The organism is Actinomadura sp. DC4 (assembly GCF_030406325.1).
GTDB lineage: Bacteria > Actinomycetota > Actinomycetes > Streptosporangiales > Streptosporangiaceae > Actinoallomurus.
The window spans coordinates 44,844-58,800 of sequence record NZ_JAUEQY010000049.1; the positions used below are offsets into that span (position 1 = coordinate 44,844).

General features: G+C 73.3%; 11 protein-coding genes. 8 read left to right on the forward strand and 3 right to left on the reverse strand.

What is annotated here, in order from left to right; all coding sequences use genetic code 11:
* Positions 1-3 precede the first annotated feature (3 nt).
* Entirely contained in the window at positions 4-1,182 is a 1,179-nt protein-coding gene (locus tag QWU11_RS44455) for a cytochrome P450 (protein WP_290120639.1), read from the reverse strand.
* Positions 1,183-1,461: 279 nt separating this feature from the next.
* Here QWU11_RS44455 and QWU11_RS44460 point away from each other — a divergent pair, with 279 nt between their 5' ends.
* The gene (locus QWU11_RS44460) at positions 1,462-2,430 is read left to right on the forward strand and encodes a hypothetical protein (protein WP_290120640.1); all 969 of its coding nucleotides are present in this window, start codon (positions 1,462-1,464) and stop codon (positions 2,428-2,430) included.
* A gap of 106 nt (positions 2,431-2,536) precedes the next feature.
* Positions 2,537-3,733 carry a cytochrome P450 gene (locus QWU11_RS44465; RefSeq protein WP_290120641.1) on the forward strand — a complete coding sequence of 399 codons (1,197 nt, stop codon included), beginning with the start codon at positions 2,537-2,539 and terminating at the stop codon, positions 3,731-3,733.
* A gap of 18 nt (positions 3,734-3,751) precedes the next feature.
* Here QWU11_RS44465 and QWU11_RS44470 read toward each other — a convergent pair whose 3' ends face one another.
* Positions 3,752-5,230: a ricin-type beta-trefoil lectin domain protein gene (locus tag QWU11_RS44470; RefSeq protein ID WP_290120642.1), complete on the reverse strand. Its 1,479-nt coding sequence runs from the start codon at positions 5,228-5,230 to the stop codon at positions 3,752-3,754.
* Between the two features lie 113 nt (positions 5,231-5,343).
* Between QWU11_RS44470 and QWU11_RS44475 the strand changes: the two genes are divergently transcribed.
* On the forward strand, positions 5,344-6,894 hold the full coding sequence (locus QWU11_RS44475) for an adenylate/guanylate cyclase domain-containing protein (RefSeq protein WP_290120643.1): 1,551 nt from the start codon (positions 5,344-5,346) through the stop codon (positions 6,892-6,894).
* A 21-nt stretch (positions 6,895-6,915) separates the two neighbouring features.
* Here the strand turns inward: QWU11_RS44475 and QWU11_RS44480 are convergent, their stop codons facing one another.
* Entirely contained in the window at positions 6,916-9,696 is a 2,781-nt protein-coding gene (locus tag QWU11_RS44480) for a BTAD domain-containing putative transcriptional regulator (protein WP_290120644.1), read from the reverse strand.
* Between the two features lie 121 nt (positions 9,697-9,817).
* On the opposite strand from QWU11_RS44480, the gene eccD reads away from it, so the two are divergent.
* The 5 genes from eccD (at position 9,818) to QWU11_RS44505 (ending at position 13,762) form a co-directional block, all read left to right on the forward strand.
* Complete coding sequence (eccD, locus tag QWU11_RS44485; RefSeq protein ID WP_290120645.1) at positions 9,818-11,209, forward strand: type VII secretion integral membrane protein EccD; 1,392 nt, start codon at positions 9,818-9,820, stop codon at positions 11,207-11,209.
* Between the two features lie 36 nt (positions 11,210-11,245).
* On the forward strand, positions 11,246-12,652 hold the full coding sequence (gene eccB, locus QWU11_RS44490) for a type VII secretion protein EccB (RefSeq protein WP_290120646.1): 1,407 nt from the start codon (positions 11,246-11,248) through the stop codon (positions 12,650-12,652).
* 62 nt (positions 12,653-12,714) lie between these two features.
* Positions 12,715-13,029, forward strand: a complete 315-nt coding sequence (locus tag QWU11_RS44495; protein WP_290120647.1) for a hypothetical protein — start codon at positions 12,715-12,717, stop codon at positions 13,027-13,029.
* A 31-nt stretch (positions 13,030-13,060) separates the two neighbouring features.
* Entirely contained in the window at positions 13,061-13,351 is a 291-nt protein-coding gene (locus QWU11_RS44500) for a hypothetical protein (RefSeq protein WP_290120648.1), read from the forward strand.
* Between the two features lie 24 nt (positions 13,352-13,375).
* Entirely contained in the window at positions 13,376-13,762 is a 387-nt protein-coding gene (locus QWU11_RS44505) for a hypothetical protein (RefSeq protein WP_290120649.1), read from the forward strand.
* Positions 13,763-13,957 lie beyond the last annotated feature (195 nt).

The window sequence follows — 13,957 nt, forward strand, 5'->3', positions numbered from 1 at the left end:
GGGTCAGGCCGGACGGGGAATGATCTCCAGACGTTCGATGCCGTTGGCGACGAACGACGGCACGCGGGCGGGCCGCTCCCCGGGGTGGGTGAGGGCGAGGTCGGGCAGCCGCTTGAACAGCGTGTCCAGAGCGACTTCGGCCTCCAGCCGCGCGAGGTGCGCGCCGAGGCAGAAGTGGGGTCCGTGGCCGAACGCGAGGTGCTCTTTGCTGGCCCGTGTGGGGTCGAAGCGTTCCGGGCAGCCGGGGTGGAGTTCCGGGTCGCGTCCGGCGGCGGCGAAGCCGATGACGATCGGGTCGCCCTCGCCGATGACGACGCCCTCGCCGAGGTCGATGTCCTCGATGGCGAAACGCATCGGGAGGTACATGACCGGGCCCTCGAACCGCAGCGTCTCCTCGATGACGTCCCGCCAGCCGATGGCTCCCTCGCGGACCTGGGTGAGGATCTCGGGCTGGGCGAGGAGGGCACCGATGGCGTTGGTGATGAGGCTGACGGAGGTCTCGTAGCCCGCGCCGACGACGAGGAAGAGGGTGTCGAGCAGCGCGGGTTCCGGCAGCGGCTCCTGTCCGGGCTGGGGCGACAGGAGCAGGTCGCTGGTGAGATCGGCGGCCGGATTCTCCCTCTTGTAACGCAGTAACCCGGTGAGCCGCTCGTGCAGCTCGGCCTGAATGGCCAGCGCGCGCTCCGGGCCGGCCGACGGATCCAGAACGGCGTCGATCACGGAGCCGAGCCCATCGCGCAGGTGGTCGGGGATGCCGAACAGGTCGCAGACGACGGTCAGGGACAGCGGGAGCGCCAGGTGCTCCCGTACGTCGGCGGACGTCCCGGGCGGGAGGGCGGCGAGTGCGTCGACCAGGCGGTCAGCGGCCGCCTGGACCAGCGGGCGCATTCCCTCGACCCGTCGCGGCGAGAACGACGGGGCGATGCGGCGCCGGAGCCTGTGGTGTTCCTCGCCATAGGCGTTCAAGAAGTGCTGCGGCAAGACGATGGGGGCCAGCGCCCAGCCTTCGGGTACGTCGGCCAGGCCGGGCCAGTGCCGGCGGGGGTCGCGTGAGACGCGCGGGTCGCTGGTCAGTGCCTGGATGACGTCGTGCCGGGTGACCGACCACGCGTAGACGGGCCCGGGGAGCTCGACGAGCACCGCCGGCCCCTGGGCGCGCAACGCGGCGGCCTCCGCGTGCACAGCACGGGCTGTGAGGTCGAGAACGGGACATTGAGGTCTCATGTTCTGAATACGTGCCGGAGGACCGGAAGGGTTCGCGGTGCCGCCGCTCTGCCGCACAAATACGGATTGGTCCCGGCGGGGAGTACCGGCCGTAAGTACCCATGGAGGAGTTCGTCAAGGACGGACTCCGGCGGGACGGCCCCGTACTCCGGCACACCGTTGCCGGTGCCGACGGTGATCGAAAGGACGGCATGACAAAGGTGACCAGGCGATATGGCGAGTACGGAGGTGGTGTCCGTGTCCGTGCATGAACCGGCCCCCGGCGAGGAGAACGCCCTGGCCGCGCCCAGCGCGAGCGGCGGCGTGCTGGACGCGGCGCCCATCACCGTGCTCCGGGAGGAGACGCAGCCGCGGGAACCGGCCGCGCCCGGCAACCGGCGCCGGCGGACGGGCATCGCGGTCGTCACGGCGACGGGCGTGGTGGCCCTGGCCGCCGCGCCGTTCGCGATGGTGGCTCCCCAGGCGCATTTGACCAGTGAGTCCGCGTCGTCGCCGGCCAAGACGCATCAGAAGCCGGCGGGCGGCAACACCGCGACCGACAAGAAGGAGGTGGTCATTCCCGCGCCCGGATGGAGGGGCCAGGGCTCGTCTCAGCAGCCGCCCACGCTGCCGTCTCAGCCGGCGTCTCCCGTGGTCCCGGCCCCGGCGGACTCGCCCGATCCCTGGGGGTCGCCGTCCGATCCGCCGAAGGCGGACCCGGCATCCGGCGGAGAGCCCGATCCGGCGCGGAGCCCGGCGGACACCGGCTCCGGCTCCGACTCCAGTCCGAGCGCCACTCCCGAACCGAAGCGAAACCACGTGACGGCGGAGGCGAAACCGGTCCGGCGAGCACGGCCGGCCCCCCAGGAGGAGGCGAAGCCGGCCACCCCGAACTGGCAGGCGCGTTCGATCCAGGGCACGTACGTCCTCCAGCCGGGCCAGAACGTGCACAGCAACCGCATGCGCCTGTCGCTGCGCACCGACGGCGACCTCGTGCTCAGCGACGAGCACGGCAAGGTCGTCTGGTCGACCGGCACGCACGCCTCGGGCACTCACGTCGTCTTCCAGGCCGACGGGAATCTCGTGCTGTACTCCAGCACGAACGCGACGCTGTGGAGCACGCGCACCGACGGCCACGACGGGGCCGTCCTCGTTCTCCGGGCCAACGGCGACATGGCGATCACCCAGGGCGGCGCGGTGCTCTGGCACACCGGCACCGCGAAGTAGAAAGCGTCGCCGAGGTTCGCGGTGGCCGGTGACATGGGGCCGGTCACCGCGAACGATGAAGACAACGGCTTTATCCGGCCCTGCGGGGTCACGAAGGGAGCTCGCGATGGACGTACCCGGGACCAGGGTCGACTTCCAGCAACAAGGCTTTATCGACGACCCTTATCCGTCGCTGCACGCTTTGCAGGAATTAGGCCGGGTCGTCTATCACGAGGACCTTCAGCAGTACATCGTCTCGCACTACGACGAGTGCCTGACGGTGTTCTCGGACTCCCACGCGTACTTCTCTCCGCCGGAGTTCTTCCGCTCGATGTTCGGCGGCGAAACGATCATGAGCATGGACGTCGACCGCCACGACGAGACCCGCAGCATCTGGGCGGAGAACTTCACCCGGCGCGGCATCGCCCCACAGCGGGACATGATCACCGAGGTGGTCGACACGTGCCTGGGGACGGTGGCCGAACGCCTGCGTTCGGGCGAGCGGGTCGACATGGTGGCGGAGATGACCCGGCCGGTCCCCACCCTGGTCATCGCCCGTCTGCTCGGCATTCCGACGACGGATCATCCGCAGTTCAGCGACTGGAGCGATGGCATGGTCAAGGCCGCCGAGGGGGCGACGGACGCCAGCCCGCAGGGCGCTGAGAACCTGCGCCTGGGCATGGAGGCCACCGCCGCCCTCAACGAGTACCTCGGCGCCATGATGTCCTGGGGCCGTAAGTCGGGCTGTCCCGCCGACCTCGTCAGCCAGATGGTCGACTCGCCGCTGTCGGACAAGATGACCGCCCAGGAGATGACGGCCTCGGCCGCGCAGCTGGTGTTCGCCGGCAACGAGACGACCGCCAAACTCATGGCGACGACGTTGTACGCGCTGGCGCGATTCCCGGATCAGCGACGCCTTCTGCGGGAGAACCGCGACCTCATTCCGCGTGCTCTGGAGGAGATCCACCGCTGGATGTCGGTGATCCACGTCGGCTGGCGGGTGGCGCGCGATGGAAAAGGACTGATCTCGGGAGTGCGGATCCCGGACGGCGAGACGATTCTGGTGTTGCAGGGCGCGGCGAACAGGGACCCGGCGCGGTGGGAGAACCCCGACGTCCTGGACGTCCGCCGTACGCCGCGCTCCCATCTCGGCTTCGGTTTCGGCATGCACCACTGCCTGGGCATCAACCTGGCGCGACTCGAAATGGCGATCTGGCTCAACCGGGTCCTGGACGAGATCCCCGACTGGGACGTCTTCGACATCGACTGGGGGAGGGGCTGGGTCGCGCGGGGCCCGGTGCGGCTGACGATCGGCATCCGCTGACCACGGTCCGTGCGACCGTCAGTTCGGCAGCGTCCACCGCTGGGCGGCGGTCCCGTTGCAGGAGTAGATCTGCAGCCGGGTGTCGTCGGCCGGGTCGCTGCCGGTGACGTCCAGGCACTTCCCCGACCTGACGTTGGTCAGTGACCCGGTGGGCGCGCCGTAGATCCACTGCTGGGCGGCGGAGCCGTTGCAGCCGTACAGCTGGATCCTGGTGCCGTCCGCCGTGCCGCCGTTCGACACGTCCAGGCACTTCCCGAACGCCCTCAGCGTCCTGTCGCCGGGCAGAGTCCACACCTGCGCGCCGGTGGAGTCGCAGGCGTGTGTCCGCACCGCCGTGCCGTTCGTCCTGCCGCCGCCTCTCACGTCCAGGCACTTCCCACCGATCCCGGAGGTGACCGGCCCGGAGTCCGACACCGGCGGAGCCTGGTCGCCGGTCGGCGGCTTCGCCCCGGACGGCGCCGGCGCGTGCGCGCCGAACACATGGGAGGGCAGGTAGCCGAGCAGGGCGGCGGCCAGGACGGTCGCCACCGCCAGGGCGGTCCCGCCGCCGGCCAGGTACGCCTTCTCCCGCGGCGTACGGCGTACGGGCACCGTCCAGGCGGGATCGTCGTGCACGGGCGGCATGACCCAGGTGCGGTCGAGGAATCTCGTCGCGACCCTCACCGGGTCACCGCGGCCGAGCGGCGCGGTGAGGACCGCGAGCAGCTCCGGCGCGGTCGGCCGGTCGTCCGGGTCCGTGGACAGAGCCCGCTCGACCGTCTCCCGGTGGTGATCCGGGACCCCGGCCAGGTCGGGCGAGGTGTTCAGCACGCGTGCGGCGACGACCTCGGGGCGGCCGTCGCCGTACGGCGGGCGGCCGGTCGCCGCGTAGCAGACGATCAGCCCCCAGGCGTACACGTCGGCGGCCGGGCCGACCTCCTCGCCGCGACAGCGCTCGGGGCTGATCCAGCCCGGGGAGCCCCTGCTGACACCGGTCCGGGTCATCGAGGTCTCGTCGAGGGCGATGCCGAGGTCCACCACCTTCGGCCCGTCCGGGGCCAGGATCAGGTTCGCCGGTCTGAGGTCACGGTGTACGACCGCCCGCGAGTGCAGGGAAACGAGAGCCTCGGCCAGCCCGGCGGCCAGCCCGTACAACTCGTCCCCGGACAGGGGCCCGAGGCGTTCGACGCGCCGCCCGAGCGTCGGTCCGGGGACGTACTCGGTGGCGAACCACGGCGGCGAGCCGCTCGGGTCGGCCGCCACGACGCGGGCGACGCACCGGCCGGACACCCGGTGCAGGAGCGACACCTCGCGGGAGAACCGGTGGCGGAAGTCCGGGTCGGACGCGAGCTCGGGGCGGACCGGCCTGACCGCGGCACGGCGGCCCCCGGCGTCCAACCCCGCGTAGACGACGCCCATCCCGCTCGCGCCGAGCCGGCCGACCAGCCGGAAGGGCCCGACGCGGTCCGGATCCTGCGGCGTCGTCGGAGCGATCGCGAGTAAGTCACCGTTGATCATCGTCGGTACCTCCGGAGTCGCCGGGCGAATCTCGATCAGTAATGACACGGCTGTCACCGGCGTTCCGTCTCAACGGGCGGCCGGACGAGAACCGGCCAGTAGGGTCGTCGGTCATGACCGAGACGGGCGTGCTGCGGCGGTTGTTCGACGGGTCCCCGCGGGCGAGCCGTGCCCAGATCGCGCGGCGCGTGGTCTGGTTGCTGTATCCGGCGGCCGTCCTGTCCAACGTCGGCGGCGCGCTGGTGGTGTACCTGCTGGCGGTGGTCGTCATCCCCGATCCGGGCGGGCCGGCCGGGCACTCGGTCCGCGGGCTGAACGAGGTGTTGTTCTTCGTCTACGCGTCGGCGGCGATCCTGGTGGGCGTCGGCGCGGGAGGGCGTTCCTTCGCGCCCGTCCGCGCGTTGTTCCGCACCGAGCGGCCGCTGGACGAGGACGAGCAGCGTCTGGTGCTGCGTGCCCCGCTGCGGATGATGCGGGTGCACGGCGCGCTGTGGGGGGCGGCGAGCGTCTGCTGGGCGGCCGTCAATGTCTTCTTCTCGCCGCTGCTGGCGTTCAAGCTCGGCCTGACCGTCCTTCTCGCGGGGCTGACCACCTGCACCATCGTCTACCTGCTGACCGAGCGGATCTTCAGAGCGGCCGTGGCCGACGTCCTGAGCACGGAGGTTCCGTCGCGGGCGGGCACGCCCAGCGTGGTCGGCCGTTCCGTCCTGGCCTGGGTGCTGGGCAGCGGGGTGCCGGTTCTGGGAGTGGTCGTCACCGGCGGGGTCGCGGCGGCCACCGGACACGTGTCGGCGCGCCAGCTGATGTGGGTGATGCTGGTCCTCGGCGGCATCGCCCTGGCCGTCGGCCTGTCGGTCACCCTTCTGGCCGCGCGAGCGATGGCCGACCCGATCGACTCGCTCCGCCGGGCCCTCGCCCGGGTCGAACGGCAGGACCTGCGGGCCGAGGTGCCGGTCTATGACGGCAGCGAGATCGGCCAGTTGCAGGCGGGCTTCAACCACATGGTCGCCGGGTTGCGGGAGCGGGCGCGGCTGCAGGACCTGTTCGGCCGGCAGGTCGGCGAGGACGTCGCCAGGATCGCTCTGGAACGCGGCGTCGAACTGGGCGGCGAGCTCCGCCAGGTCGCCGTCATCTTCGTGGACCTCGTCGGGTCCACCCGCCTGGCCGCCACACGACCGCCCATGGAGGTGGTCTCGGTCCTCAACGACTTCTTCGCGGTCGTCGTCAGCGTGGTCGGCCGGTACGGCGGCTGGATCAACAAGTTCGAAGGCGACGCGGCACTGGCCGTCTTCGGCGCTCCGGTGGACCTGCCGGACGCCCGTACCGCCGCCCTGTCCGCGGCCCGCGAGCTGGCCCGGCGGCTCGAACGTGAGGTGCCCGAGGTGCACGCCGCGGTCGGGGTGTCGGCCGGGGGAGCGGTCGCGGGCCACATCGGAGCCGAGAAACGGTTCGAGTACACCGTCATCGGCGACCCGGTCAACGAGGCCGCCCGGCTGAGCGAACTCGCCAAGGAGTTCCCGGGACGGGTCCTGGCCTCGGGCGACGCCCTGGACGCGGCCGATGAGGCGGAGGCCGCCCGCTGGCGGTCGCACGGGGAGACGACCGTGCGCGGCCGGATCGAGCCCACGCGCCTGGCCGTACCCCGCACCGCCACGGACGAGTGACGGGCGAGGCGGGAGAACACCTCACCCGTGTTCGAGCGCCGAGAGCTGACGGCCGAGGCGTTCGGCCAGGGCGGACTCACCGCGGGAGGAGTACAGCTCGATCGCGGCCCGCAGATGCTGGATCGCGTCATCGGTCCGGCCGAGCTCCAGGTTGAACTGCGCGTACTGGTGCTCGGCGAGCGCGTGCATCTGCAGCGAGCCGACCGTCCGGCAGAGTTCGAGCGCCTCGCGCCAGACCTCTCCGGCCTCCCGCGAGCGGCCCAGGACATGGAGTGCCTGCGCCTCGTTGACCATGGCCGATAGCCCGAACGTGGCGGCGGGATGCTCGCTGAGCAGCTCGCGGGCCTCGCGCGCGTAGCGCAGGGCCGCCTCGGCCTCGCCCGCCATGCCCTTCAGCGCGGCGGCGTTGCTCAGCGCCGAGTCCGCGTGCTGCTGGAAGCCGCCCGTACGGATCAGGTCGAGGGCCGTCTCGGAGATCCGGCCGGCCGTCGTGAGGTCGCCGGAGAGGCCCGTGGCGAGGGCCTGCACACCCAGGACATAGACGTACAGGTCACCGTCGTCCGGCCCGGTGCGCGCCAGCGCACGGGCGACGAGCTCCAGCGCCTCCGTGAGGCGGCCGCTCCCGCTGAGCGCGCTCGCGGTGGCCGCCTCCATCGCGGCGAGGGCGCGGGCGGTACCGCTGAGCCGGGCCGCGCGCAGCCCCGCCCGCAGACAGCGCAGCCGGTCGGTGAGCTGTCCCGCACCGTAGTAGAGGGGGTTGGCGGACCACGCGAGCCGCCAGGCGCGTTCGTGCTCGCCGCCCTCGGCCGCCAGGGCGACCAGACCGCGGATCACCGGCTCCTGGGCGCGGAACCAGGCCAGGGCCGACCGTACGTCGGGCGTCGGCGTGAGCGAGCGCGGCTCGTACGCGAGCGGCCGGGACGCCGCGTAGAACGGCTGCACCCGGCGTACGGCGGCGTGGGTCGCCGCCAGGTGGTGGTCGAGCAGCCGGGCGAGCGCGTCGGCGCGCGTCCCGGCGCCCAGCTCGGACAGGAGCTCCTCTCCGTACAGGCGGATCAGGTCGTGCCGGGCGTACCGGCCGGGCGCGCTCTCGGTGAGCAGGTGATAGGCGGCCAGCGAGCCCAGCGCCTGCCGGGCGCGGGGGAGGTCCGCGTCGAGCAGCGCCGCCGCGGAGGACAGGTCCACCTCGGTTCCCGGATGGACGGCCAGCAGCGCGAGGAGCCGTGCGGCCGGCAGCGGCAGGTGGCGGTGGGTCATGCTGAGCGCGCCGCGAACGCTCATGGCGCCCTGAGTGTCGAGGGTCGGCAGCCGGTTGCGCTCGTCGGCCAGCTCCTCGACCAGGTCCGCGAGCGCCCAGGCCGGCCGGGCCACCAGACGCGCCGCGGCGATCCGGAGCGCCAGGGGGAGCCGCTCGCACAGCTCGACCAGGCGTCCGGCGGCCTCCTCCTCGGCGGCCACGCGGTCTTCGGTCAGCAGCCGCCGGAGCAGCCCGAGCGCGTCGCCGGAGGGCAGGGCGCCGAGCTGCAGCGAGGCCGCGGCGTCGGTGACGAGCAGGTCCTCCAGCCGGTTGCGGCTGGTGATGACGGTGGCGCAGCCGGGCCCGGCCGGCAGCAGGGGCATGACGTCCTGGGCGGCGCGCGCGCCGTCGAGGATCACGAGCAGCCGGCGCTCTCGCGTCTGTTCACGGAACAGGTCGCATCGGGCGCCGGGGTCCTCGGGGATGGCGTTCTCGGGTACGCCGAGCGTCCGCAGGAAGGAGCCGAGGGCCTCGGCCGGATCGCCCGGGCCGGCCGGGTCGAAGCCGCGCAGGTCGGCGAAGAGGTGGCCGTCGGCGAAACCGGAGGTGGCGGTGTGCGCCCAGCGGATGACGGTGGCGGACTTGCCCGCGCCCGCCGGTCCGACCACGACGGCCAGGCCGCCGCCCGTCCGGTCGGGTCCGCACTCGCGGTCGAGCCAGCGTGACTCCTCGATCCGTCCGACGAAGCCGGCCGGGGGGCGGGGGAGCCCACTGCCGCGGACCCGTGGGATCGCCGCCGAGGCAGGAGCCGCCTTTTCGGCTGGGCCCGACACGGGCTCGCGGTCCCGGGCGGTGACGAACGCGAGCGCCTCCTGGAGGACGGGTCCGGGCGGGACGCCGAGGTCCTCGTCGAGTCTGGCCTGTGTGTGCTGGTGGACGGCGACCGCGTCGGCGGTCCGGCCGGCCTGGTGGAGACAGCGCATGAGCAGCGCGGCCATCGGCTCGTTGAGGCCGTCCGCTCGTAGGTTCTGTTCGAGCGCAGGGATCGCCACCGGTCCCTGGCCCAGGCGCAGCCGGCGTTCGGCCCAGTCGCGCATGGCGCGGGTGCGGGCGCCGTCGAGGCGGTCGGCGAGCGCGGCGCGCAGCTCGGTGTCGGGCAGGTCGGCGAGGGCCGAGCCGTTCCACAGCCCGAGCGCCTCCTCCAGCACGGCCACCGCGCCCGCGTCGTCGAGCCGGGCCGCCTGGGCGGTGAGGGCGTCGAAGCGCAGCGCGTCGACGGCGTCCGCGCTGCCGGTGAGCTCGTAGCCGGGCGAGCGGGTGAGCAGGGTGAACGACGACCCGTCGAAGGCCTTGCGGAGCGCGGCGACATGCCCCTGCAGCGCGGGCCGGGCCTGTGCGGGCGGGAGGTCGCCCCACAGCAGTTCGAAGAACCGGCCCAGGGGCACCGCCCGGCCGAGTTCGAGCGAGAGCAGGGCCAGAACGGCGCGGCGCTTCGGCCCGGACACCGCGACACGGGTCCCGTCATCGCCGCGAAGCTCGATCGGGCCCAGCAACCGTATCCGCATGTGTTCCCGTCTCCGACCTCTCGCGCGAAGCCGCGTCGAGTGTATCGACGCATCCGCCACGAGCGCCCGGGACGGACCTCGCCAGTGAACCCCGCGACGGCCGGGTCCCGTCATCTGGGTCATGTCAATTCCGCAGACGCTGGGATCCGGCGAGATGTGCCGGCTGATGATTTGCGGTCCGGCCTCCCGGATCGAGCTGGCGGTGCCCGCGCACGTGCCGGTGGCCGACCTGCTCCCGACGTTCCTGGATCACCTCGACCCCGAGCTGGCCACCTCGGGTTTCACGCACGACGGATGGGTGCTGCAGCGGCTGGGCGACCTCCCGCTCGACGAGGACCTCGGTACGGCCGCGCTCGGGCTGTGCGACGGCGACGTCCTTCAGCTGCGACCGCGTGCCGACCAGCTCCCGCCGGTCGACTTCGACGACCTGGTCGACGGCGTGGCCACGGCGACGGCGGCGCGCACCGACCGGTGGCGGCCCGAGACCACGCGCCGGTTCCTGCTCGCGCTGGTCGGCGTGGTGCTCGGGCTGGGGGCCGCGGTCGCCCCACTGAGCGGTACGGGACCGGAGGCCGCCCTGGTGGCCGGTGCCGCGAGTCTCGTCCTGCTGCTCGGCGCGGCCGCCGCATCCCATGCGCTCGGCGACCGCGCCGCCGGCATCCTGCTCGCGAGCGGGTCGGTCGCCTTCGCCGGCGTGGCCGGACTCGTACTGCCGGTGGCCGGGGACGGCCCGGTCAGCGCGTCCGGTCTGCTGGCGGCGGGGGCGTGGGCGGCCACCGTCGCCGCGCTCGCGAGGCCGGCGGTGGGCGGCGCGCTCACCGGCTTCGTCGCGGCGGCGCTCGCGTCCGTCCTCATGGGCCTGGCCGGGCTCCTGGTCTGTCTCGGCGTCGTGACCACGGCCGGCGCGGCGGCGGTCGTGCTGGCGGTCGTGCTGGCGGTCGGCGCCGCGGTCCCGGTCATCGCGTCGAGGCTCGCCGGCCTGCGGATCGTCCCGCTGCCGACCAGCGCGGACGAGTTCCAGCAGGGCATCGACCCCGAACCCAGCCGTGTCGTGCTCGACCGCACCGCCCGCGCGCACGAGCACATCGGGTCGCTGTACGCCGGGCTCGGCGCCGTCGCGGCCGGCTGTCTGCTGGTGCTCGGGACGACCCCGGGCGTCAGCGCGCGGGCCCTCGCCGTCGTCGCCTCGGTGCTGTCGCTCCTGCACGGCCGTGACCTGCTCGGCGTACGGGCCCGGCTCGCGGTGTTCGTGCCCGGCGTGGCCGGCCTGGCCGCCGTCCTGGTCGACCTGACCCTCGACCAGCCCGCCGCCGTACGGCCGGCGGCCGTGGCCGGGCTGCTGCTCGCCGCCGGCCCGCTGCTCGCCATCGCCCGGGTGCTGCCGGGACGGCGGGTGCTGCCGCACTGGGGGCGGATCGCGGACCTGTCCCACACCGCCACCGCCATCGCGGTCATCCCCCTCGTGCTCGCCGTCGCCGGCCTCTACGCCCGGGCCCGCACCGGCTGGGCGTGAGCGGGCCGGGGCCTCGGCGGAGATCGGAGATACGTGATGCACAACCGTCGTGACCAGGTAAACGCGCATGGGTTCATGGTCGGGCGGCTCGTCTCCGCGCTGCTGCGCGCCGAGCCGGACCTCGCCGTTCCACCGCTGCGCCGGTCGTGGGGAGGACTGATCATCGGCGCGCTCGTGGCCGCGCTGGCCGTCACCGGGTTCGCGGTGTTCGCCCTGATCTCACCCGGCAGCGCCGCGGGCTGGCGCGCGCCCGGCACGCTGATCCTCGACCGGGGGACGGGCACCCGGTACGTCCTGGCGGGCGGGCGTCTCCACCCGGTCCTCAACTACGCCTCCGCCCGGCTCCTCCTCGGCGCCAGGCCGGCCGTACGCACCGTGGCGACGAAGGCGCTGAAGGACATGCCGCGCGGCGGGCCGGTCGGCATCGACGGCGCCCCCGACTCCCTGCCCGATCCGGCCGGGCCGGCCGCCCCGTGGCTCGCCTGCGCCGGTTCGATCGGCTCCCGCCCCGCGCTGTCCCTCGTCATCGGCCCGGCGGAGGGGGAACGGCCGCTGCCACCGGGGCAGGCGGTGCTCGTACGGACCCCGGACGGCACGACGTACCTGGTCGCGGACGGCCGGCGGCTGCGGGTCACCGAACCATGGGTGACGCGCTCCCTGGGGATGCCCGACGACGCCGCGATCGGCGTGCGGGACGCCTGGATCGACACCCTGCCCGCGGGGCCGGACCTTCCCGCCCCGGCGACGCCCGGCCTCGGGACGCCCGGACCGGCCCTCGACGGATCGCCGTCCAGAGTCGGCGAGGTCTTCGCCGCACGCGGTACGGACGGGAGCCGGCGGTTCTACCTGCTCGCCCCCGGCGGGTTGCGGCCGATCAGCCAGACCGCGGCCTCGCTCATCCTCGGCGACCCCGCGACCGCCAGGGCCTACCCCGGCGGCCGCGCCACCGCCCGCGACCTCGGCCCCGCCGCCCTCGCCTCGACCAGGGCCTTGCCCGCCCCGGACTGGCAGGCGGGACTGCCCGCCGCGCCGCCACGCCTCGACGCCACGAGCGGCGGCCGGATGCCATGCGTCCGGACGGTCCCGGGCGGAGCCCACGTCACGACCTCGCTCGTCACGGTGCCCGGCGCGCCCGTCGCCGCGAACGCCGTGCCCACGGCGGCGGCCGAGGCGAACCCGGCCGCGAACCGGATCGCCGACCAGATCACCGTCGCTCCGGGGGCCGGCCTGCTCGCCCGTACGCTGCCCGCCCCCGGAGTGCCCGGCGCAGGGCTCTTCCTGGTCACCGAGGACGGCACCAGGTTCCCCGTCCAGGACGAAGCCGCGGCGACCGCCCTCGGCCACCCGATCTCCTCCGCCACCGCGGTGCCGGCCGACCTGCTGGCGCTGCTCCCCACCGGACCCGTGCTCCACGCCCTCGGGACGGGAGGTGATGCCGGCTAGTCACGCCCCTCCCGCACGCGTACCACCTGATCAGCACGACCTCTCACCGACAGGAGAACCCCATGGCGGGTCAGTTCGGAGCCTTCGACCCCTCGACGTTCCACTTCAGCGACCCGGACCTGGTCCAGATCATCACCAAGACCCAGGACGCGATCAACGAGATGAACCAGCTCAACAACCAGGTGCAGTCGCACACGGACGCGCTGACCAGCGCGAACCGGTCCGACTCGGGCCAGCTCCTCTCCGGGCACCTGGGCACCTGGATGACCGACTTCAACAACTGCGTGCACAACCTCGACGACCTCAACCACAAGGCCACGGCGCTGCGTCAGGTCAACGTCACCACCGGCGCCACGGCCACCGGCCAGGCCAAGTAAGACCGTCGTTCCCCCAAGGAGGAGTACTGCGATGAGCGATCAGTTCTGGGTCAACCACAGCGGCTACGGCGACGTGAACGCCGGTCTGTCCGCGAGCGTCGCCCGCATGGACACGATCATGAGCGACCTGAACGCCACCCTCAGCCGCATCAGCCAGGCCAGCCAGGGCAAGGCCACGCCGCTCTGGGAGGAGCAGCAGACCACCTGGAACCGGTCCTACGCCGAGATGAAGACGCTGCTGGGCACCCACACCAACTCCTCGATCAACGTCGCCCAGACGTTCCAGGACGGCGACGACCAGGGCGCACGTGTCATGGCCTAAGGCCGTGGACCGGAAGGAGTGACAATGGCGGACGACAACGAAGAGGTCACCTCGTTCGACAAAACGCATTATGAACAGCTCATCCATTACCTGATGAGCGTCGACGGCGGTATCAACAAAACGCCTTCGGCGCTGGGGCCGTCGGCCGACCTCAAGCTCGACAGCACTCTGCAGACCCTGCTGAAGCCGGGTTCGCAGAACTGGGACCCGGTGAAGAACCTCGTCGCCCAGGCGGGCGCCTTCGGGGACTCGGCGCACAGCCGTTACACCGCCGTCGAGCAGGAGATCCGCGTGTTCGTGAACGCCCTCAAGGACGCCGAGAACGTCTTCGAGGACACCGACGACCTCGCCAGCTACGACGCGACGAAGTTCGGGGACGAACACCCGGACGTCGCGGGAGCCGTGACCTGACCTCACTTCAGGGTCACGGAGCGGCGGGGGGGGGGGGGGGGGCGCCCCCCCCCCCCCCCGGCGGGGGGGGGGGGGGGGCCGGCGGGGGGGGGGGGGCCCGCGCGCGCGCCCCGCCCCCCCCCGCGGCGGCGCGGGGGGCGCGGGCGCCGCCGGGCCCCGCCCGCCCGCCCCCCCCCCGGGGGGAGAGAGGAGAGG